At 47.6% G+C, this 20,853-nt stretch carries 20 protein-coding genes and 1 tRNA gene; 16 read left to right on the top strand and 5 right to left on the bottom strand.

All coding sequences use genetic code 11. The features are described 5' to 3' along the window. Nucleotides 1-17: 17 nt before the first annotated feature. Nucleotides 18-3,026 carry an excinuclease ABC subunit UvrA gene (gene uvrA / locus HYW15_03170; GenBank protein QQG42482.1) on the bottom strand — a complete coding sequence of 1,003 codons (3,009 nt, stop codon included), beginning with the start codon at nt 3,024-3,026 and terminating at the stop codon, nt 18-20. Nucleotides 3,027-3,172: 146 nt separating this feature from the next. On the opposite strand from uvrA, the gene HYW15_03175 reads away from it, so the two are divergent. The 9 genes from HYW15_03175 to trpS all read left to right on the top strand — a co-directional run bounded on the left by HYW15_03175 (nt 3,173) and on the right by trpS (nt 11,637). Then, nucleotides 3,173-4,543, top strand: a complete 1,371-nt coding sequence (locus tag HYW15_03175; protein ID QQG42483.1) for a GIY-YIG nuclease family protein — start codon at nt 3,173-3,175, stop codon at nt 4,541-4,543. Between the two features lie 510 nt (nt 4,544-5,053). Next, nucleotides 5,054-5,272, top strand: a complete 219-nt coding sequence (gene secG, locus HYW15_03180) for a preprotein translocase subunit SecG (GenBank protein QQG42484.1) — start codon at nt 5,054-5,056, stop codon at nt 5,270-5,272. A gap of 9 nt (nt 5,273-5,281) precedes the next feature. Next, complete coding sequence (locus tag HYW15_03185; protein ID QQG42485.1) at nt 5,282-6,868, top strand: peptide ABC transporter substrate-binding protein; 1,587 nt, start codon at nt 5,282-5,284, stop codon at nt 6,866-6,868. Continuing rightward, nucleotides 6,843-7,559, top strand: coding sequence for a hypothetical protein (locus tag HYW15_03190; protein QQG42486.1), 717 nt, complete (start codon nt 6,843-6,845; stop codon nt 7,557-7,559). Before HYW15_03185 ends, HYW15_03190 begins: the two co-directional genes overlap by 26 nt. Before the next feature lie 5 nt (nt 7,560-7,564). After that, nucleotides 7,565-7,646: transfer RNA gene (locus tag HYW15_03195), tRNA-Leu, on the top strand. A gap of 19 nt (nt 7,647-7,665) precedes the next feature. After that, complete coding sequence (locus HYW15_03200) at nt 7,666-8,145, top strand: NUDIX hydrolase (protein ID QQG42487.1); 480 nt, start codon at nt 7,666-7,668, stop codon at nt 8,143-8,145. A 10-nt stretch (nt 8,146-8,155) separates the two neighbouring features. Continuing rightward, a complete protein-coding gene (locus HYW15_03205; protein ID QQG42488.1) occupies nt 8,156-9,940 on the top strand; it encodes a ribonuclease J in 1,785 nt (594 codons plus the stop codon). 50 nt (nt 9,941-9,990) lie between these two features. Next, nucleotides 9,991-10,638 (top strand): hypothetical protein, encoded by a 648-nt coding sequence (locus HYW15_03210; GenBank protein ID QQG42489.1) that lies wholly within the window; start codon nt 9,991-9,993, stop codon nt 10,636-10,638. Between the two features lie 9 nt (nt 10,639-10,647). After that, complete coding sequence (gene trpS / locus HYW15_03215; protein QQG42490.1) at nt 10,648-11,637, top strand: tryptophan--tRNA ligase; 990 nt, start codon at nt 10,648-10,650, stop codon at nt 11,635-11,637. Here the strand turns inward: trpS and HYW15_03220 are convergent. Then, nucleotides 11,623-12,864 (bottom strand): phosphomannomutase/phosphoglucomutase, encoded by a 1,242-nt coding sequence (locus tag HYW15_03220; protein ID QQG42491.1) that lies wholly within the window; start codon nt 12,862-12,864, stop codon nt 11,623-11,625. The two genes, trpS and HYW15_03220, sit on opposite strands and share 15 nt — an antisense overlap. A gap of 145 nt (nt 12,865-13,009) precedes the next feature. Here HYW15_03220 and HYW15_03225 point away from each other — a divergent pair, with 145 nt between their 5' ends. The 6 genes from HYW15_03225 to HYW15_03250 all read left to right on the top strand — a co-directional run bounded on the left by HYW15_03225 (nt 13,010) and on the right by HYW15_03250 (nt 16,450). Beyond that, complete coding sequence (locus HYW15_03225) at nt 13,010-13,471, top strand: hypothetical protein (protein ID QQG42492.1); 462 nt, start codon at nt 13,010-13,012, stop codon at nt 13,469-13,471. Nucleotides 13,472-13,629: 158 nt separating this feature from the next. Continuing rightward, the gene (gene cas2, locus HYW15_03230) at nt 13,630-14,196 is read left to right on the top strand and encodes a CRISPR-associated endonuclease Cas2 (protein ID QQG42981.1); all 567 of its coding nucleotides are present in this window, start codon (nt 13,630-13,632) and stop codon (nt 14,194-14,196) included. Nucleotides 14,197-14,291: 95 nt separating this feature from the next. Further along, the gene (gene ychF, locus HYW15_03235) at nt 14,292-15,326 is read left to right on the top strand and encodes a redox-regulated ATPase YchF (protein ID QQG42493.1); all 1,035 of its coding nucleotides are present in this window, start codon (nt 14,292-14,294) and stop codon (nt 15,324-15,326) included. A 19-nt stretch (nt 15,327-15,345) separates the two neighbouring features. Beyond that, on the top strand, nt 15,346-15,804 hold the full coding sequence (gene rpsF, locus HYW15_03240; protein QQG42494.1) for a 30S ribosomal protein S6: 459 nt from the start codon (nt 15,346-15,348) through the stop codon (nt 15,802-15,804). Nucleotides 15,805-15,807: 3 nt separating this feature from the next. Then, nucleotides 15,808-16,254 carry a single-stranded DNA-binding protein gene (locus HYW15_03245; GenBank protein QQG42495.1) on the top strand — a complete coding sequence of 149 codons (447 nt, stop codon included), beginning with the start codon at nt 15,808-15,810 and terminating at the stop codon, nt 16,252-16,254. After that, the gene (locus HYW15_03250) at nt 16,238-16,450 is read left to right on the top strand and encodes a 30S ribosomal protein S18 (protein QQG42496.1); all 213 of its coding nucleotides are present in this window, start codon (nt 16,238-16,240) and stop codon (nt 16,448-16,450) included. Before HYW15_03245 ends, HYW15_03250 begins: the two co-directional genes overlap by 17 nt. Before the next feature lie 4 nt (nt 16,451-16,454). Here the strand turns inward: HYW15_03250 and recA are convergent, their stop codons facing one another. Next, nucleotides 16,455-17,477, bottom strand: coding sequence for a recombinase RecA (recA, locus tag HYW15_03255; protein QQG42497.1), 1,023 nt, complete (start codon nt 17,475-17,477; stop codon nt 16,455-16,457). Between the two features lie 7 nt (nt 17,478-17,484). Continuing rightward, nucleotides 17,485-17,814: a hypothetical protein gene (locus HYW15_03260; protein ID QQG42498.1), complete on the bottom strand. Its 330-nt coding sequence runs from the start codon at nt 17,812-17,814 to the stop codon at nt 17,485-17,487. A gap of 250 nt (nt 17,815-18,064) precedes the next feature. On the opposite strand from HYW15_03260, the gene HYW15_03265 reads away from it, so the two are divergent. Further along, nucleotides 18,065-18,421, top strand: a complete 357-nt coding sequence (locus HYW15_03265; GenBank protein ID QQG42499.1) for a hypothetical protein — start codon at nt 18,065-18,067, stop codon at nt 18,419-18,421. A gap of 180 nt (nt 18,422-18,601) precedes the next feature. Here HYW15_03265 and HYW15_03270 read toward each other — a convergent pair whose 3' ends face one another. Next, nucleotides 18,602-20,842, bottom strand: a complete 2,241-nt coding sequence (locus HYW15_03270) for a hypothetical protein (protein QQG42500.1) — start codon at nt 20,840-20,842, stop codon at nt 18,602-18,604. Nucleotides 20,843-20,853 lie beyond the last annotated feature (11 nt).

The raw sequence follows: 20,853 nt of genomic DNA on the forward strand, positions 1-20,853 counted from the left end.
AGGAAATCGTTATGATTTTATAGTATTCTACGCAACCACTCTCCGGTGTATGATTTTTTGTGGGAGGCGATCTCTTTCGGGGCGCCTTCGGCGACCACCTCCCCGCCGTTGCCGCCGCCGTCCGGACCGAGGTCAATTATCCAGTCGGCGTTTTTTAAGACGTCCAAATTATGTTCAACAACCAAGACGCTGTTGCCTTTATCCACCAGTGCGGAGAGAATATTTAAAAGTTTTTGGATATCGTCAAAATGGAGGCCAGTTGTCGGCTCGTCTAAAATATAAAGAGTTCGCCCCGTGGCTTTTTTGGAAAGCTCAAACGCGAGCTTCACTCTCTGCGCCTCGCCGCCCGAAAGCGTCGTCGCCGGCTGGCCCAGCTTCATGTATCCCAAGCCAACCTCAACGAGAGTTTTCAGGCGCTGGTCAATTTGCGGAATGTCTTTAAAAAACTTATGCGCCTCTTCTATTGATAAATCCAAAACATCGGCGATATTTTTATTTTGATACAAAATTTCCAGCGCTTCTTTATTGTACCGCTTGCCGTGGCATTCCTCGCATTCCACGTAAATATCCGGCAAAAAATACATCTCTATTTTTTTAACCCCCTGCCCTTCGCAAACCTCGCATCTCCCGCCTTTGACATTGAAGGAGAAGCGTCCCGATTTGTATCCACGGGCGCGCGCCTCAATAGTCCGCGCGTAAATTTCGCGTATAAACGAAAACACTCCGGTGTAAGTCGCGGGGTTGGAGCGCGGCGTGCGTCCGATGGGTGACTGGTCCACCAACACCGCCTTATCAATATTTTCCAAACCCTCAATTTTTTTATGCTTGCCCGGCTCTTCTTTTGAGCCGTAAAAATATTTCAAAAGCGCCTTTGCCAAAATGTCGGAGATGAGCGAGGATTTCCCCGACCCCGAAACTCCGGAGACGGCGACCAGCTTGCCCAAAGGAATCTTTACGTCAATATTTTTAAGATTGTGCTCGGAAGCGCCTTTGATGGTCAACTTATCCGCACTTGCCTTGGCGCTAGGTTTTGCAAGGACACGCATATTCGCCTGCTGGCGAATTGCTCTGCTCGCCCCGTCGGTCTGCGCAAGGTCTTGCAAAACCTGCGCCTTCGGCTCGCTTTTCACTTCTTTTCTGCCAGACAAATATTCCCCAGTCAAAGTTCTCGCGCGTAAAAGTTCTTTATAAGTTCCTTCAAAAATAACTTGGCCGCCGCGCTTGCCGGCGCCTGGACCCAAATCAATTATCCAATCGGCTTCCTTCATCGTCTCGGCATCGTGCTCCACAACTAATACGGTATTCCCCAAATCGCGCAAATCTTTCAGCGTTTTAATCAGCCGCGCATGGTCTCTTGCATGGAGCCCGATTGACGGCTCGTCTAAAACGTAAATCACTCCCGTCAAGGCCGAGCCGATCTGAGTCGCAAGCCGCACCCTCTGCGCTTCGCCACCTGCCAGCGTCGTGGACTCGCGGTCTATGGTCAGGTAATCCAAACCCACCTCCAACAAAAATTCCAGCCGCCGCAAAATTTCTCTAAGCAACGGACGCAAAGCGCCACCTCCCCCAACCCCCTCCTTCGTAAGGAGGGGAATAAAAAAATTTCTTGCATCCGAAATAGTAAGAGCGGAAATCTCGGCAATATTTTTGTCGGCGTAGGTTACGGCCAGCGCTTCCGGCTTAAGCCGCCTGCCCTTGCAGACGGGGCATTGCTCCACGCGCATGTATTTTTCTATTTCTTCTCTAGTCCATTCCGATTCCGTTTCTTTCCACCTGCGTTTCAAGTTTTCGATTACTCCTTCGAAACCGCCCGGCTCCTCGAAACCGGGTTTTGGGACTGCCAAAAAACCCGGTTTCTTCCCGCCGGGCGGTGTTGAGGAGCGAGGCGAATCACCATACAAAATTATTTTCTTTATTTTCTCCGGCAATTTCGCGTAAGGCGTGTTTAGAGAAAATCCGTGCCTCTCCGCCAAATCAGATAAAATCCACCAATACCAGGATTGCCGCCCGACTTTGTGCGAAGCCGTTGCCCATGCCCTGATAGCTCCTTCCGCCAGTGTCAAATTTTTATTTGGGATAACCAAATCCGGCTCAACCTCCAAGGTGCTTCCCAAACCGGTGCAATGCGGACAGGCGCCGTAGGGAGAATTGAAAGAAAAAAGGCGCGGTTCAATCTCCGGCAAAGAAACGCCGCAATCCGGGCAGGCAAAGTGCTCGGAAAAAAGCTGGTCATTTACCCCCACACCAAAATCTTTGGTGTGGGGGTTTATCAATACCAGCCCTTTCCCAATCTTCAGCGCCGTCTCCAAGGACTCGCGGAGTCGCGGCCTGTCAAGCTCCTTGTCAATGACTAATCTGTCCACCACCACTTCAATATTATGGGCTTGTTTAGGATTCAATCCGCCAGCCGGCGGATTTTCCGCTTCGTCCAAGCGCATTATTTCTCCGTCCATCCTCACTCGCAAAAATCCTCCGCGGCGAACCATTTCCAAAATGCTTTTGTGCTCGCCTTTTTTGCCTCTGACCACGGGCGCGAAAATATCTATCCGCGAGCCGTTCTTTAACCCGCCTGCGCGGGCAGGTTTCAAAATGTGATTTAAAATTTCGTCCGCGCTCTGCCTGCCTATTTTTTTGCCGCATTTCGGACAGTGCGGCTCACCGGCACGCGCGAATAAAATACGGAGGTAATCGTAAACTTCCGTAATTGTGCCGACGGTTGAGCGCGGATTTTTTGCCACGCTTTTCTGGTCAATGGCGATGGCCGGCGAAAGGCCGGAGATGGAATCGGCTTCCGGCTTTTCTTTAACGCCCAAAAATTGCCGCGCGTAGGAAGAAAGCGACTCCACAAACCGCCTTTCGGCTTCGGCGTAAATAGTGTCAAAAGCCAGAGATGATTTTCCGGAGCCGGAAAGCCCGGTGATAACCACGAGTTTATTTTTCGGAATATCCAAATCAATATTTTTAAGGTTATGCACCCTCGCTCCCCTAATCCTTATAAAATTTTTGCCGCTCTCTCTCGCTTCCATAAAGTTTTAATTATAGGACGGATGTCAAGAGATTGCAACTTGCCCCGCAAAGAGTATAATAAGCCCAGAAGTACAGTAGCGAGGTAATCTTTATGGAAGAAAGTCTTTTACGGCTTTCTTTTTTATAGTTATGTTATTATCCATTCATGCTTACCCGAAAGGGCTTTAAAAAAGCGCCGAATGCGCCCGGGATTTACTTTTTTAGAGATAAGGGCGGGAAGATTTTATATATCGGCAAGGCGGCAAATCTGCGCGCGCGGATCAGATCATATTTCGGAAAAGCTGCTAAGCCGCCACTTGGCGGCTTAGCCGCCAAGTTAAACTTAAGTTGGGAAGTTTTGGGCTCGGAAACAGAAGCGCTGATTCGCGAAGCGGAGTTAATTAAAAAACACCTGCCTAAATACAATGTTTTGATGCGCGACGACAAGCAGTATTTTTACGTCGGGTTTACAAAAGAAAAATTTCCGAAAATATTTATCACGCATCAACAAAACCGCGAAGCAAATTATATCGGCCCGTTCACTGAAGGCGGGGCGTTACGCTCCGTCCTCAAAACTCTCCGCCGCGCATTTCCATATTGCACATGCAAAAAATCCCATCCGCGCCCGTGCCTCAACGCGCGGATTGGGAGATGTTTAGGGTTTTGCTGTTTACCTCCCCATTCCCCTCCTTATCAAGGAGGGGACCAAGGGGAGGTCTATAAAAATAACATCCGCGCAATCAAAAAAATCCTTTCCGGCAACAACAAATCGCTTGCGTTCACGCTCAAAAAAGAAATGCATAAGCTCTCCGACGCCAGAAAATACGAAGAGGCCGGCAAAATCCGCGACCAAATCCGCGCGCTGGAAAAAATTTTTGAACACAGGGGAGTAATCAAGCAGGACTTGCCCACAGAGTACCAAAAAGCCCTGCGGGCGCTGGAATCAATTTTAGGCGTATCCGGCATAAACCCCCACACCAAAAAGTTTGGTGTGGGGGTAAATAGAATAGAATCCTACGACATCGCCAATATTCATGGCCGATTTGCCTATGGCTCAATGGCTGTTTTCGCGAACGGCAAAATTCAAAAAAATGCCTATCGCCTGTTTAAAATTAAAACGGTCAAAGAGTCCAACGATCCCGCGATGCTTAAAGAGGTTTTGGAACGGAGATTAAAGCATCGCGAATGGCCGTATCCTGAAATTATTTTAGTGGACGGAGGAAAAAGCCAGCTTAGCGCGGCACTAAAAGCAATACCTCCCCTTGCCCCTCCTTATAAAGGAGGGGATAAAAAGAATAAGCTCCCCTCCTTACGAAGGAGGGGGTTGGGGGAGGTTATAAAATTCATTGCCCTCACCAAAAATAAAAAACATGTCGGCGACCATATTTTTATTTCCGGAAAAGCATCTCCTATCTCACTTGCCCGCCTCCCCGAACCGCTCAAAAATTTTATTTTAATGCTGGACTCCGAAGCCCATAGATTTGCGATTTCGCATTACAGAAAACTCCATCGCAAAAGCTTGACTTTTAAAACCTAGGTGCTAATTTAATCCTAGTTTGGCATGGAAACGGGAATGGGCTTTTAGAGAAACTTGATAGTCCGGTCTGCGGGTATGCGCACTATCATACCCTATCGAGGAGTAGCTAAAAGCAACTTCTATCCAGGAGGATGGAGGGTTCGAGTCCCTCTTTTGGACCGGTCTGAAACGGGGAATTTAGGTAAGCGTAGGATAGGTGGGAGGCGATGAGGTCTTGCCTCTGGGCAAGGATTAGCCAACCTTGAAATACCACCCTTTCTAAAAATCCTAAAGTAAGATTCCATGCTGAACTCGGGGAGAGTGTCCTAGTACCTCTCCCCGTTTTACTTTTTTGGCTCATTGACTTCCCTATTTACACATGCTAACCTTAATAAATAATGCCAGGTAGTGAAATTTCGCATCACGGCGAAGCCGTAAGCAACTACTTTGGCAATGCTCTCAAACGTGATATTGTTTGCAAAAAATAAATATGTTTAGATTATAAAATAATGCGAAATTCTACTACCTGGAATGCGTAATTTACTCCTCTGGGCTCAAATCGTGATTTCAGCGCTCTTGGTCGCGGCTATTTTGCTCCAGCAAAAAGGCGTGGGTTTAGGCGCGGCTTTCGGCGGAAGCGGCCAGATTTACAGGTCAAAACGGGGGCTGGAGAAAGGATTATTTATTGCTACGATTGTACTCGGAGTATTATTCACCTTGACCGCTTTTATCACCCTCATTATCAAATAAATTATCCCCATGCGGGCTGAAATTCTTGTGCTCATTGTGCTCGCGCTCATAGCGCTGGTGTCGTTTCTGGGCATACTTACTGAAATAAATAAAAAATTCGGGGTGGAAACTCCGGCTTTCGGAGGGACGCTGCGCGAAGGCGTTGTCGGGAGCCCGCGATTTATGAATCCGCTTCTCGCGCAATCGGACGCCGACCGCGACTTGGTTTCCCTGCTATATTCTGACCTCCTGCGCCACGACGGCGAGGGTAAGCCCAAGCCGGCGCTTGCGGAAAAATACGAAGTTTCCCCGGATGGACGGGAATACACGGTGACATTGAAAGACAAACTCTACTGGTCGGACGGCGAAAAGCTCACCGCGGACGACGTAATTTTCACAATCAGCATGGCGAAGAATCCGCTTGTACAGAGCATCCGCCGCGCCAACTGGGAAGGAGTTGAAGTTGAAAAAATAGACGAGCGCAGGGTCCGCTTCCGCCTCAACAAGGCCTACGCGCCGTTTTTGGAAAATTTGACGCTTGGTATTTTGCCGAAACACGTCTGGGAAAAAATCCCGGCGTCACAGATATCTTTGGCGGAGCTCAACACAAACCCCGTGGGAGCCGGGCCATACAAAATAAAGTCAGTTGATAAGGACTCTCGCGGCTCAATAGTTTCCGCAACGCTTACCGCAAATAGATATTTCGCTTTGGGCAAACCGCACATCAAAACCGTTTTTTTGAAATTTTATCCCGACGAAGATTCCGCGCTCAAAGGCCTGGAAAGCGGCGCGATAGACGCTTACGGCGCGATATCTCCGAAAAATATAGATAAGCTGGGGAGCAGGACGAAAGTTGAGGATATTTCGCTGGAACGCGTAATCGCCGTTTTTTTAAACCAGGGGGCCAAAAAAGAGTTCGCCTCCGCAGATGTCCGCAAGGCGCTTAACGCCGCGGTGGATAAAAAGGCGCTTTTGGACAGAGGGCTTTGGGGACGCGGGAAAATAATCGACGGGCCGCTTCCGGAAGCAGCGGAAAATAATTTATACGACCCGGATGCGGCGAGGAGCATTGTTAGTAAAAGTAAAAAAGAAATCAGCTTCACGCTTACAACGGCGAGGACAGCGGAACTTCTGGAGATTGCGGAAATCTTAAAAAACATGTGGAACGAAGCCGGCTTTAAAGTTGAAGTAAAAAATTTCCCCGTAGGCGACCTTGAGCAAAGCGTAATCGGACCCAGAAGATACGACGCTTTTCTTTACGGCGAGGAGCTTGTCGGCAAAAACCCCGACCCCTTCGCTTTTTGGCATTCCAGCCAAAGGAACCATCCGGGATACAACATTGCGCTTTACGCCAATTCCCGCGTGGATAAGCTTTTGGAAGACGTCCGTGTTGAGCAAAGCGAAGAAAAGCGCGCCGAGCTTTATAAAAACATCCAGCGCGAGATAAAACGCGACCAGCCGGCGGTATTCCTTTTCTCTCCTTCCTATCTTTACGCAGTTCCGCGCGTTCTGGGCGGGATAGAAATAAAAAGCGTGAATACCGGTTCAGACCGGTATGACACGATTCATAATTGGTATTTAGAAAGAATGTATGTTTGGAAAATATTTATTAAATAGCGCAAGAAGTCCCGACATTTCCAAACGCATGGTTTTTGACATGAAGCCGGTGTTTAGAAATCCGGAGGCGGTCGGGAAAAACAGCGTTTTCTACGAAGTTTATAGAAACCTTGAAATCGTCGGCGGGAAAGTCAGATACGACATTACGGAAATACCGCAGCAAAAAATTGGCGGTGAATTCGCCAAGACATTCGGGCATTACCACCGCGGACCGCAGTCCGACCTTTACGAAGTTCTAGAGGGCCGTGCTTATTTCTTAATCCAACGGTATGAAAACGACCCCGCGGCAATAACGGAGGCCTACATAATAGAGGCAAGCGCAGGAGAAAAAGTTGTGACACCGCCGAACTTCGGCCACCTTGCCATCAATATTGGCGACGCGAATTTGGTTCTGGCTAATTGGGTCGGGCTCGTGGATTACGATTATGAAACCATAAAAAAATACCGCGGGGGATGCTACTATGTCAGAGACGTCGGTGAAGCAATAGAGTTTGAAAAAAACCAAAATTACAAATCCGTTCCGGAAATTAAAAAACTAAAATTCCGCGACCTGCCAGAATTTGGGATTAAAAACGGTGCGGAATATCCGATCTGGAATTTGCGCGAAACTCCTGAAAAATTGGATTGGCTGATAAATCCTGGAAAATATTTAGACCTTTTAACAATAGACAAACTTTATAGAGCAATTTAAGACAAGCCCCAGTGGCGGAACTGGAATACGCGTACGGCTCAGAACCGTATCCCGCAAGGGTTAGAGGTTCAAATCCTCTCTGGGGCAAAAGTAAATACGCAAAAGCATGAAAAAAAACAAAAATGACTACAGCATCTCTGTGTACGCAATAATCAAAAAGGGCGGTAGGGTACTTTTAACAGAAGATCACTATCGACACGGCTGGAAATTGCCTGGCGGCGGAGTACAGCCTAAAGAATTATTGTTGGATGCGTTAGTTCGCGAAACAAAAGAAGAGGTCGGGTTCAATATAAAACCGACCAGTTTAATATATATATCAAACTGGTTCAATAAAGAAAAGGGCGAAGTAAGATTAAGAATATATTTTATAGCTAAAATTAAATCTGGTGTAATTAAATTTCACGATGGCGAAGTAAAAGAAGCAAAGTGGTTTACTAAAAGACAACTCAAGTCACTAAAAGAAAAAGATTTTTTGTTTCCACATCACTATTTCGTCGCTGTTCAATCCTATTTGAAATGCAAGGAAGCAAACATAATCGTGAAGAAAGACGCTAAAAATCGTTATAACTTATTTATTACTAATTAAATAAAAAAATATGCCGCCGAGACAATCGAGACCAAGAATCAGAACATTAAATAGAACCTCCGACCGCAAATTTTATAAAGAGGGCTCGCTTACCGGCCATGAAGCGCGCGGCCACGCCGCGGCTCTTAAGCGCGACACGCTTTATTATGTCCCATTGGGCGGGCTGGAGGAAGTCGGACGCAACTGCTCGTTTTTTGAATACAATGACGAAATCGTAATTATTGACATGGGCATACAGTTTCCCGAGGAAGAAACCCCGGGCGTGGATTGGATTATCCCTAACACGAGCTATCTTGAGAAAAAGAAGAAAAACATCAGGGCGCTTCTCATAACCCACGGGCATTATGACCACTACGGCGCAGTCCCTTATGTGCTGGAGCGGCTCGGAAATCCGCCGATTTATGGCACGCGGCTCATCAGAGAAATCCTCCAAAAACGCTTAAGCGAGATGCCGAATGTCCCGAAAATGCGCTTTATAGAAATAAAAAACCGCGACAAAATCAAGCTCTCCGAGCATTTGACCGCCGAGTTTTTCGGCGTAAGCCACACCGTGCCGGACACGACCGGAGTGGCGTTCCATACTCCTGCAGGCATTATGGTGCATTTCGCCGATTTCCGGCTTGACTACGACCAGGAAGACACGGTTCAAAATATCCAGGAATTTGAACGGCTCTCTAAACTCAGCGTCCATACATTGTTTTTGGACAGCACCAATGCTGACGTGGAAGGCCATTCTGTTTCGGAAAAATTGGTTGAGGCCAATCTTGAAAAAACTTTTCTGGAAGCCAAGGGTCGGATTGTCCTTTCAACATTTTCATCAATGATTACCCGCATGGCCGAAATCGTGAAAATTGCCGAAAAACTGGGCCGCAAAGTCGTAATCAATGGCAGAAGCATGAAAGACAATCTTGAAATCGCCAAACAGCTCGGCTATATCAAATACAAGCCCGGAACGCTCGTGCAGGTTGAAGAAATAAATAAATACAAAGACGATAAAATACTCATTCTCTCAACCGGGGCGCAGGGACAGGAAAACTCCGGGCTGATGCGCATAGCGAACAGCGAGCATAAGCATATTCACATCAAGCCAGGCGACACGATTATGTTTTCTTCCTCGGTAATCCCCGGCAACGAGCGCGGCGTGCAGACGCTCAAAGACAATTTCACGCGCCAAGGCGCGATTGTTATCACAAATGACGACCTTGACATCCATTCATCCGGCCACGCCCCCGGCGACGACCTGACGATAGTCGCTAAAATCTGTAAGCCGAAATTCATTGTCCCCATCCACGGCTTCTATTTCAAGCGCGCCGCCAACATCCAAAATATGAAACCGATAGGCATCGGCAAAGAGCGCATCGTTTTAATGGACAACGGCCAGATTTTAGAACTTGGCAAAAACAGCGCGGTCATTACCGACAAAACCGTTGACGCTTTTTATGTCATGGTGGACGGCCTCGGCATCGGAGACGTGCAGGAGGTGGTTCTGCGCGACCGCCGGATGCTCTCGCAGGACGGCATTTTCGTGGTCATCGCGGCGGTTGATTCAAAAACCGGACAGGTGAAGGGCTCGCCCGACATAATTTCGCGCGGTTTTATTTATCTAAAAGAATCGCATGAACTCCTCGCGCACACGCGCCACCTCGTAAAGCGCGTGGTGGAAGAATCCACGAATAAAATGCATCCGATAAATTATACCCATGTCCGCGACAATGTCCGCGAGCGACTGGGCTCCTACCTTTTCCAAAAAACCAACCGCCGCCCCATGGTATTGCCGGTGATTATTGAGGTATGATTTAAGTTGTGATACCTGTCTCGACCTTAATCTACATTTTTAACGGCACAATGGCTTTGTGGTATGGGCTTAGAAACCTCCGCGCTTACCAACAAACCAAAAATGACTACTCTTTGATGTTTTTCCGGGTAGGACTCGGGGTGGCGATTGCGGAATATTTTTACGGCATTCCGCTTTTATTCCTTCCTATCAATTCCTATTTGAATGGTTTATCTTATCTTTTAGCCATATTCCCGCTTTTTGTCGGTCTTAATTATGCGCTGCGTTTTATTTTGAAAGCGTGGGACTATCACAATACCGAGAAAGTGGTTGCAGTTCTAATTCCCTTTGTTGTGTTAATTTTCTTTTTGTTTCATCTGCACGCCGTCCCTATGCCCCTCTATTTTCTTCTAGGCTTGTTCAGATTTGTCGACTGGCGCGTACTTTATCCTTACGACCTGATTTGGGCCGCGCTGCTTTTCTTGACCACGGTACTTCCCGGCATTTATTTCCTTGCGGTGAAAGTAGAGACAAAAAAGGCGTTTCTGAAAAAAATTCTGTTTGGGATTGTGTTTGTTCTCGGCGGTTTAGGCGGGATTGTGATTGTGGTTTTTTCGGGTTATCCCATATTGCTGGTTTGGGCATTTATAATTCAGTTTATTGGGTTTTCCGCTTTGGGAAGCATTTTCTTGGTTGATATTTTTCTGAAAGAAACCTAAAATTATACAATGAAACAAACAGTGGTAAGCGGGGTCAGGCCAACGGGAGATTTGCACATAGGAAATTACCTCGGGGCCATTAAGCAATTTGTGGAACTTCAAAAAAAATACAAGGCGTATTTTTTTATAGCGGACCTGCATGCCATCAACGAGCCACAGGACCCCGAAAAATTGGGGAATCAAACACTGGAAGTCGCGGCGCTTTATTTAGCTTGCGGGCTAGAACCCGCCAACACAACGCTTTTTCTCCAATCGCATATCTCGGAGCATCTTGAGTTAGCCCATATTTTAAGCACCATCACTCCGGTCGGAGAACTTTCCCGCATGACGCAGTATAAAGACAAAGTTGCTTCCGGAAAACCGGCTAATTTGGGCTTGTTGGCGTACCCGGCGCTTATGGCCGCGGATATTTTAATCTACAACGCGGACGCCGTGCCGGTCGGCAAAGACCAGCTGCAACATTTGGAATTCGCTCGGATGATCGCAAGAAAATTCAACGCGCGATTCGGAGAAACTTTCAAAGAGCCGAGGGCGTTAATCCAAAAAGAGGGCGCGCGCATAATGGGTTTGGATGACCCTTCAAAGAAAATGTCCAAATCGGCCGCAAGTTCAAATAATTATATCGGAATTTTGGATAGCGAAGAAGAAATTCGGAGAAAAATAAAAATCGCCGTGACGGATTCCGGAAAAGAAATAAAATTTGAGCCGAAAACAAAGCCAGCCATCTCCAATTTGCTTGCTATCTACAGCAACGTGGCGAACGTATCTATTTCGGAGCTTGAAAAAAAATATGCGGGCAAAACATATGCCGATTTTAAGTCGGATCTAGCGGACGCGCTAGTCAAAACCCTCTCCCCTATCCAAAAAAAATATAAAGCGCTGGCCAAGGACAAAGAAAGTGTTCTTAAAATCCTAAAAAACGGGGCGGATGCGGCTAAAGACGCGGCCGAGCTGAAAATGCACGAAGTGCGCCAAAAAATCGGGTTACTTCATTATTAAATCAGCTAGAATTTTTCTTTTTTCTTCCAGAAGCTCCGAAGTGGACGCCTCAATATTTAAACGGAGCAGGTCTTCGGTGTTGGACGGGCGCAAATTGAACCACCAGTCGGGATATTCTATCTTGATTCCGTCCGAATATGACGCCTTGCCGTCAGTAAAATGCGCAGCGACTTTGTCTATTATTTTTTCCTTATCTTTTATTTTGAAATTTATTTCTTCGGATTTAAAATAGCGCGCCAGCGGCTTGATGAGCTCGCTTAATGGCTTCTTAGTTTCTCTCAACAAATCCAACACGGCGAGAGCCGCGAAAATCCCAGAATCGGAGTAGAAAAAATCGCGGAAATAATAATGTCCGGAAAGCTCTCCGCCGAAAACCGCGTTTTCTTTTTTCATCAGCGCCTTAACAAATGAATGCCCCACCCGGCTCTCTACCGCGACTCCGCCGGCCGCCTCTATTTCTTCCCTAACCGCTCTGCTTGAAGGAATATCGTAGATGATTTTCTCGCCGGGCTTGGCGTATTTTCGCGCCAAAAGCGCCGTAATCATGTCTCCGGGCGCTGCTTTCCCGCTTTCGTCGCGGAACATCACCCTATCTCCGTCAAAATCAAAAGACTCTCCGGGTATCTTATCCGCCAGCGCAAATTTAATAATATAAGATTTTAAATGCGGGAAGCTCCCTGCCAGAAATTTGGTATATTCATCTGAAAAATCTTTTTTAACAACACTCCCGCGATTTTCAGAATTTTGGAAAATACCGCGCAGAGAATCATTTTTTATTTCTTCCATCCCCGAGCCGGCGCCGATAGAAACCGCGGATTTTTTTGAGAGCTTCATGCCATTAAATTCCGGCGGGTTATGCGAAGCAGTAATCATCGCGCCGCCGTCCGCTTCTGTTTTATTTAAGATGAAATAATGCATCGGCGTTGTCGTCAGCCCTGCGTCAATAATTTCCGCGCCCTCATCCGAAAGCCCGTCCGAGAAAGCCTCTTTAAGCGCTGGTGATGATTCGCGCGCGTCGGAGCTCACAACAATTTCCAACTTCTCATCTCTTACTTCTAACCTCAAATACCGCGCAAAAGCGCGGGCTATTTTATACGCCGCGTCTTCATTGATTTCTTCCGGATAAATCCCCCGAATATCATACGCCCTAAAAATCCCCTCGGGGGGTAGTGAAGCGCGAGCTCTACTACCCCCCTCGCTCCACGACTTTTGCGCAATTTTGTGCATTACCTTATTCTATAATTTAGGCCTATTTTTAGACACTTGACACAGCATTTGTTTGGGTGTATAATAGGAGCAAGATGGCGTGACGCCGTCTGGCCTAAGGGAATAGGCCCTTAAGCCAACTTCTTTGACAAGAAGGGGGTGCTATATGTTTGGAAAAGCAAAGGTCCAGAAAATGGACGTAACTGAATGGTTCTATGCCGCCATTAAAACAACTGAGAAAGTTTTAGTATGCGCGGTAAAAGACATTTCTCCAGATTCATTTCAGAGCAACGAGCTTTATAGCATGAACATCAACATAGTTGCTAAGCCAGGAGAAAAGAGTTGTGCAGGAGACACAGCAGTAGAAAGACGAGAATTTAGACTTCATTGCAAGTTTAAACTAGCATCTTATGGTGGCCACGGAAGTGCCAATGTGATTTTATACTTCCGCAAGATCAGCACAAGCCAAGTTGACCTTTGGGACGACGAACACAGCTACGCCCAAGTCAGATTTGGCAGTCGCGGAGATTACTTCTTTGTAATAGAGGGGTTATTTTCAGAACCTCGCATCACTGAACGCGCCTCCTCATCTCAAGTGGGTATAGCAAAATGCTTTGAAACGGGATAAGGTCATCACCTGCTTTGCCGCCGAGGACAGTGCGCCTCGGCGGTTTTTTTATTTTTACGACGAACGCGCGTTAAAGCCACGGTAAAACCGTAGTGCAAATTTCACCGCTATAGCTGTCAAACTTGCACTAGTAATTGGCACGCGCTACTATGGCATTAATGCGAAAACGTTATTCAGAACTGCGGATAGGTCCGACGGCTCAAAAAGTGGTGCTTTTGCTTTGGGGCGGTTTAGCGCTTGGGCTTACGCATTCCCCGCGGCAATACTTTAAAATTATAAAAATGATTGGCAAAGAATGGCATAATATTAACCGGCGAGCGCTTTACAACGCCATAAAAAGTTTATACCGCTCTCGTCTCATAGATGCCGAAGATAATGCAAGCGGCGTCACCACACTTGTCTTAACCGAGCGCGGCAAAAAGAAAGCTCTGACCTATCAAATTGACGAATTGAAAATACCGCCGATGAAAAAATGGGATCGCAAATGGCGCATAGTTCTTTTTGACATACCGGAGAGCATGAAAAAAGCCAGAGACGCCTTGGCAAGAACACTGAAAAACGCCGGGTTTATAAAATTTCAAAAAAGCGTATTTATTCATCCATTTGAATGTAGAAATGAAGTTGATTTTATTATAGAATTTTTTAACGTAAGACCCCATGTCCGATTTATTACAGCGACCGAAATCGACAATGAACTTCATCTGAAGAATAAGTTTAATTTATAACGATTATTGTTTACGAAATCCAATTACAAGTTTCAGCGCTATAGCTGTCAGATTTGCACTTCAGTTTTTAGTGCGGCGGTGATAAAATAGCGTGCATGAAGATAGGAATTGTCGGCCTGCCAAATGTGGGAAAATCGACGCTTTTTCAGGCGCTGACGAAAAAACAGGTGGATACTTCAAATTATCCATTCGCTACCATTGACCCCAATGTAGGTGTGGTTAGTGTGCCGGACGAACGGTTGGGCCAGCTCGCTTCGCTCTGCCGTTCAAAGAAAATTGTCCCAGCAATAATTGAATTTGTTGACATCGCGGGGCTTGTGAAAGGCGCGGCCGAAGGCGGGGGTCTGGGGAATAAATTTTTATCCCACATCCGGGAAGTAGACGCAATTTGCCACATTGCGCGCGCGTTTGAAAATGAAAATATCGCCCATGTTGCCGGCAAACCCGATCCCCTTTCCGATATTGAGACAATTAAAACCGAGCTCGCACTGAAAGATCTGGAAACTGTCGCGAAAATAAAAGCCAACGCTCAAAAAGAAGCAAGGAGCGGCAAAAAAGAGGCCGCGGAACTTACGCAAAATCTGGAAGCGCTGGAAAAGTTACTGCAAGAATCTACCCCCCCTCTCCCCCTCTTGCCAATCGCAGACCAGTATCAGCTTTTGTCTTTCAAGCCAACCCTCTACGTTTTTAATATTTCTTCAAAAGCCAATCTGCCTCTGCCGAACCTGCCGAACGCCATTTCATTGGATATCGGCCAGGAAAACGATATTTCGGCGATGTCTGATAAAGAACGGCGCGAACTCGGCGTCGAATCAGAACTGCCCAAGCTTATAAAAGCCGCTTACGAACTTTTAGGGCTTATAACTTTTTTTACCACCGGCGAGGATGAAACCCGTGCTTGGACAATCCCCTCGGGTTCAACAGCCAAGCGCGCCGGGCGCGCGATTCACTCTGATTTTGAGGAAAAATTTATCCGCGCAGACGTGATTTTGTGGGAAAAGCTCATGGAAGCCGGCTCCCTGCCCGACGGCAAGGCGGGATGGGCAAAAGCCCGGGAACTGGGATGGCTGCGCTCCGAAGGCAAAGAATATATTGTGAAAGACGGGGATGTAATTGAATTTAAAATATAACTATGCTACCATAAACCCAATGGACAAAAGCCAAAATTTATACGAAATTGCCTATCTGGTAAGCCCGGCCTATTCGGCGGAAGAGGCCCAAAATTTTCAGCAGACCGTCAAAAATCACGTTCAGGCGTTGGGCGGGTTTATTGACCATGAAGGAGAACTCCTAAAGCGCCGGCTATTTTACCCGATAAAAAAAATGGCGGAGGCGTATGCGGCAGGATTTCGTTTTACTCTCGGCCCGGAAAAGATCGGCGAATTAGAATCACGCCTAAAAGCGCCGCAAGTGCTAAGATCAATGATAGTCCACACCAAAAGACAGCCCGCTAGAACTTTCAGACCGAGAATAGAAAAAGTTTCCGACGCGGAAAGACCAAAGCTTAAACATGCTATCGCAGTGCCAAAACCGGAGCAACCAAAGCTTGAATCCGCCGCCGACATTGAGGAAATAGATAAAAAATTAGAAGAAATCTTGGGAAAATAATTTATGAATTTAAATAAAGTATTTTTAATAGGAAACCTTACCCGGGACCCGGAGCTCCGCACCATGCCCAACGGCAATCCGGTGACGAGCTTCGGGCTTGCCACAAACAGGATGTGGAAAAGTAAAGACGGCTCGCAACAAAAACAGACGGAATTTCATAACATCGTAATGTTCGGGCGCCTTGCGGAAATCGCCAAGCAATATCTGCAAAAGGGAGCCATGGCAATGATAGAAGGCAGGATTCAAAACAGGTCCTGGGAAGGGCAGGACGGCCAGAAAAAATACCGTACAGAAATCATCGCCGAGGCCATGCAGATGGGGCCCAGGGGCGGAGGCGCTGGCAAGCCAACCGCCGAAAGTCCCGCTAAACAGGAAGAAGACGCCCCGGAAGTTTTAGCTACGGTCGAATACCCGGAAGACGAAATCAAACCAGATGAAATCCCCTTCTAAACAGTGTTATTTTTGCGCGGCCAATATCAAAGTGGTTGATTTTAAGGACTCGCAGATGCTCCGGAAATTCATGACCCCGCAAGCGCAAATTCAAGGGCGCAAAAAGACGGGGGCCTGCTCGCTCCATCAGCGCAAGCTCTCCAAGGCCATCAAGCGCGCCCGCCAAATGGGCTTCGCGCCCTTTATCTCCCGATAAATTATTATTGCCCTTCGGCTTTAGTTTTCTCTTTTATTGCCTTAACCAGCTCCTGAGCGGTTTTTTTGTTCTCGTGGAGATGCTGCCGGGCGGCGTCGTAGCCGCGGCCTAAAGATGTGCCGGCGAAGCTGTACGAGGCGCCAGATTTGGCAACCACGCCGTGTTTTTCTCCGAGCCCCAAAAGATCACCCTCGTAGGAAATTCCTTCGTTGTACAAAATGTCAAACTCGGCGATTTTAAACGGCGGCGCGACTTTGTTTTTCACAACCTTGGCTTTTACGCGGTTGCCTATGATGTCCTCGCCTTTTTTAATCTGGGCGAGGCGGCGCAAATCAATCCGCACCGAAGAATAAAACTTGAGCGCGTTGCCTCCGGGAGTGGTTTCGGGATTTCCGAACATAATCCCGATTTTCATGCGGATTTGGTTTAGAAAAATTACGGCAGTGCTGGACTTACCGACTACGGCAGTAAGCTTCCGGAGCGCGTGCGACATAAGCCGCGCCTGAAGCCCCACGTGCTGCTGGCCCATATCCCCTTCTATCTCCGCTTTCGGGGTAAGCGCGGCAACCGAGTCAACAATGATAACATCAATTTTTCCTGAACGCACTAGTGACTCAATTATTTCCAGTGCCTGCTCGCCGGTATCGGGCTGTGATATTAAAAGGTCGTCTATGCGCACGCCGATTTTTTTAGCGTAATCCGGGTCCAGCGCGTGCTCAGCATCAACGAAAGCGCAGATGCCGCCCTTTTTTTGGGCTTCGGCGACTACATGCAAAGCCAGTGTGGTTTTCCCCGATGACTCGGGGCCGAAAATCTCAATAATCCTTCCCCGCGGCATTCCGCCGACCCCTAAAGCCATATCCAACGAGAGGGCACCGGTGGGGATGACGTCAACATCCACCTTGGACACGTCTCCCAATTTCATCAGAACTCCCTCGCCGTATTTGGACTGCAAATCCTTCACCGCCGCCTCCACATCGTGCCATTTATCCGCCCGCGAATCTTTGTCTTTTATTTGTTTTGCCATAATAAAACTATTTTACCACCACCCTCAAAACTTTGCGAGTTTCGTTACCGAAGCGGTCGCGCGCTGAAACGCCGATTTGGTTGAGCCCCGGCCAAACCGGCAAATCATCTTCAAAAATCCCCCGCTCGTCGGCTTGCTTCTCACGGCCGGAAATCCAGACCTTCAGCATCGGCGCCGTGCGCCCAGCGATGTGAATCAGGCCGCCGGAAACAGCTGCCCCGTCTTGGGGCTCAAAAATTTCAAGTTTCGGCGCGAAAAGCACCCCCTTTGCTTCATAAAAAAAATATCCCCCAGCCAAAATTATTATCCCCAAAAAAATCCAACGCCGAATGTGCATAGAGATATTTTACAACTTTATAATTCGGTTTTACTACTTGACAATAATCAACACCGGTGCTAAACTCGCATAAGAAACATAAAGGGGGTGTAATGTGATCAATATATACTCACTCGGTATTGAAGAAATTAACAAAATAATCTCGGCAGCAGCTTTTGCTGTTAGGGAGGCCAATTTCTTATTTTCTAACACTAGCAACTGGACAGATCGCAAGGGCGGATATTTCTGTCTCGCTGGGCCAGGGAGCGGATTGCCGCAACTTATAGTGCCTATTGGGAACATCTCCGAGGAAAAAGCAGAAAAGTATCTTTCTTTCTGCCAAGAAAAAGCTAAGCGCCTAGCACAGCATGCCGAACACCTAAGTAGTTGGGAAAGCCGGTGCCCAGACCAAAACCGATGGGGCGGGGCAGTCCGTGTCGGCGATTTTATCTTCTCAATGTCTGGTTTCCCAGAACTGGGCGATGAGGCGATTATGCTTGCCACAGCGGGGATATACTATAAAGGGTGGCAATCGCCAAAAGCAATTGACACTATAAACATCATCGCAGAGCGTAGCCAAAACCCCTATTGGTCAAATCTGCTTGCGTTTTTGAGCCGATGGATATAATCACTAGCCCTGACCAATCAAAAATCAAAGTTAGTGTAGGGCACATTCTCATCGCCGCTTGACTAATCTCTAGCCAGCGGTTTTTTTATTCCGAAGCGCATCGGAGTTTACTAAGTTTACTAAAATTATAGAGCGATCGTTTTATAATTTTAGTAAAAGAATATTCACTAATTAGCGGGTCTAAAAATCAAAGTTAGTGTAGGGGACATCTCCATCATCACCAGTTGCTTTTTTAGCGGCGGATTTTTTATTTTCAAATTCTTCGGCTTCTTCTTCGCCAACAACATCCTCATTCCGCTTGGCAGTTTCACCGTTAAGCGGCTCTCCAGCCGGCCTTTTAACCAAAACCTCTCTCGGCTTCGCTCCTTCGCCGGGGCCGATGACGCCGCGCTCCTCCAGCATATCCAAAAGCCGCGCGGCGCGGGCATAGCCCACGCGAAGCCGACGCTGGAGGTAAGACGCCGACGCTTTTTGCGCTTCCACCACCAATTTTTTCGCTCCCTCGTAAAGCTCATCGTCAACATCGTCTTCGTCCCATTCGCTAGCTGGCGGGCCGTTTCCTCCGGCGGGCAATTTTATGTCCAAATCAATCTGCTCCGCCTCAAACTTATCCCCCGCTTCGGCGGCATAGCTCGCCACTTTTTTCACTTCACGCTCCGAAATAAACGCTCCCTGGATTCTTTTCGGCTTTGACGTATCGCCGGCCAGATAAAGCATGTCTCCGTTGCCCAAAAGCTTCTCCGCGCCGGACATATCCAAAATCGTCCGTGAGTCCACGCCGGAAGCAACCTGCAAGGCGATTCTGAAGGTAATGTTCGCTTTTATAAGCCCGGTAATCACCTCCACAGACGGGCGCTGGGTGGAAACCACTAAATGAATCCCCACGGCTCTGGACATTTGCGCCAAGCGCACGATTGATGCTTCCATCTCGCGCGGATATGTGGCCATAAGGTCGGCCAACTCGTCTATAATGATTACGATATTCGGCAAAACCTCCTCGCGATTTTTCTCTCTAACCATCTCCGCGTTGTAAGAATTTATGTCGCGCGCGCCGGTTTCCGAAAGTCGTTCGTATCTTCTTTCCATCTCTCTCGCCGCCCAGCGCAGGGAAATAATGGCTTTTTTCGCGTCGGTTATAACTGGCGCGAGAAGGTGAGGAGCGGCATTGTAAATCGTAAGCTCAACCCTTTTTGGGTCAACCATCAAAAAACGGAGAAACTCCGGAGAATTTTTATAAAGCAAGCTGACAATTAAAGTGTGAATGGCAATTGACTTGCCCGAACCGGTCGCGCCGGCAATTAAAAGGTGCGGCATTCTGGCAATGTCGGCAAATATCGCCCGCCCGGAAACGTCTCTGCCCAAAGAAAAAGTCAGAGGTGCCGCGTTTTTAAATTCATCCAAAGAAAGTAAGCTCCGGAGTCCCACGAGAGCGATTGACCTGTTGGGAACCTCTATGCCAACCAAAGATTTTCCGGGAATCGGCGCCTCAATCCTCAAAGGGTGCGCCGCCAAAGCCAGCGCCAAATCGTTATGAAGGGCTGTGATGCGGGAAAGTTTAACTCCCTCCGCCGGCTTCAGGGTGTACTGCGTAACCGAAGGACCGATGTTCACCTCGGACATCTCCACATCAATGCCGAAGTTCTGCAATGTTCTCTTTATAATGTTTGCATTCGCTTTTATGTCGCCAGACGAGGGCGTTCCCTTATCGTCTTCCAAAAGGTCAATAGGCGGGACGGTGTATTCAAACGACTTGCTTATGTCCAAACGCTGCTGTTTATAAGATTTTTTTCCGCCAAAGGCGGAAAAAATATTTTCTTCTTCATCCTTTTTTTCTTCAATCTTCGCGGGGGGTAAGGGGGACACGGAAGGAGCAGGCAGCGGCGCGAAAACTCTCTCTTCAGCCCTTTTTTCTTCTTTTTCTCCCTTTTCTTTTCTTTTCGGCTTTAAAGAAACATTTAGAGCGATTAAAAAGGACACCAAAAGAAATGCGGAGAAAATAAGAAGCGAGGCCCAAAAATCAAAAAGCCGGAGAAATGGGTAAGAAACCAAAAAGCCGGCGTATCCCCCAGTATATTCCCCGAAAACGATGTCCGCGAGCCCCAGCGAGCTTAATAGAAACAAAGTCCCGCCGACGGCAGTGGCGGCGACGAAATGCTCGCCTAAGGCGAGCAGAAAAGAAACGCCTGATAGAAAAAACGCCAGAGGCGCAAGAAAAAAACCTTTGCCGAAAACAAAAAAAAGCGACCGGCGGGCGGCGTTGCCCACCATCCCCGCCCCGCCAAAATAAGCCATTGCCAAAATAGCGGAAACCGCGAAAGATAAAACCGCCCACAAAGAATGCTTCGTCTCCGGCTTTAAATTATGGTGCCAAGCCCCAATCCCCGCTCCGCTTTTCCCGTTATTCCGTTTCTTTTTGGCCATTTACTTATTAT

Source organism: Candidatus Giovannonibacteria bacterium (genome assembly GCA_016432405.1).
GTDB lineage: Bacteria > Patescibacteriota > Minisyncoccia > UBA11713 > 2-01-FULL-45-33 > MFHE01.

Bases quoted from the DNA above. Each gene is read 5' to 3' on its own strand.
- HYW15_03250 (QQG42496.1), top strand. From the start codon at position 16,238: ATGAAATCCCCTTCTAAACAGTGTTATTTTTGCGCGGCCAATATCAAA.
- ychF (QQG42493.1), top strand. From the start codon at position 14,292: ATGAAGATAGGAATTGTCGGCCTGCCAAATGTGGGAAAATCGACGCTT.
- cas2 (QQG42981.1), top strand. From the start codon at position 13,630: ATGCGAAAACGTTATTCAGAACTGCGGATAGGTCCGACGGCTCAAAAA.
- HYW15_03260 (QQG42498.1), bottom strand. From the start codon at position 17,814: ATGCACATTCGGCGTTGGATTTTTTTGGGGATAATAATTTTGGCTGGG.
- recA (QQG42497.1), bottom strand. From the start codon at position 17,477: ATGGCAAAACAAATAAAAGACAAAGATTCGCGGGCGGATAAATGGCAC.
- HYW15_03200 (QQG42487.1), top strand. From the start codon at position 7,666: ATGAAAAAAAACAAAAATGACTACAGCATCTCTGTGTACGCAATAATC.
- HYW15_03270 (QQG42500.1), bottom strand. From the start codon at position 20,842: ATGGCCAAAAAGAAACGGAATAACGGGAAAAGCGGAGCGGGGATTGGG.
- HYW15_03185 (QQG42485.1), top strand. From the start codon at position 5,282: ATGCGGGCTGAAATTCTTGTGCTCATTGTGCTCGCGCTCATAGCGCTG.
- HYW15_03175 (QQG42483.1), top strand. From the start codon at position 3,173: ATGCTTACCCGAAAGGGCTTTAAAAAAGCGCCGAATGCGCCCGGGATT.
- HYW15_03190 (QQG42486.1), top strand. From the start codon at position 6,843: ATGTTTGGAAAATATTTATTAAATAGCGCAAGAAGTCCCGACATTTCC.
- HYW15_03220 (QQG42491.1), bottom strand. From the start codon at position 12,864: ATGCACAAAATTGCGCAAAAGTCGTGGAGCGAGGGGGGTAGTAGAGCT.
- trpS (QQG42490.1), top strand. From the start codon at position 10,648: ATGAAACAAACAGTGGTAAGCGGGGTCAGGCCAACGGGAGATTTGCAC.
- rpsF (QQG42494.1), top strand. From the start codon at position 15,346: ATGGACAAAAGCCAAAATTTATACGAAATTGCCTATCTGGTAAGCCCG.
- HYW15_03210 (QQG42489.1), top strand. From the start codon at position 9,991: ATGGCTTTGTGGTATGGGCTTAGAAACCTCCGCGCTTACCAACAAACC.
- HYW15_03225 (QQG42492.1), top strand. From the start codon at position 13,010: ATGTTTGGAAAAGCAAAGGTCCAGAAAATGGACGTAACTGAATGGTTC.
- secG (QQG42484.1), top strand. From the start codon at position 5,054: ATGCGTAATTTACTCCTCTGGGCTCAAATCGTGATTTCAGCGCTCTTG.
- uvrA (QQG42482.1), bottom strand. From the start codon at position 3,026: ATGGAAGCGAGAGAGAGCGGCAAAAATTTTATAAGGATTAGGGGAGCG.
- HYW15_03245 (QQG42495.1), top strand. From the start codon at position 15,808: ATGAATTTAAATAAAGTATTTTTAATAGGAAACCTTACCCGGGACCCG.
- HYW15_03205 (QQG42488.1), top strand. From the start codon at position 8,156: ATGCCGCCGAGACAATCGAGACCAAGAATCAGAACATTAAATAGAACC.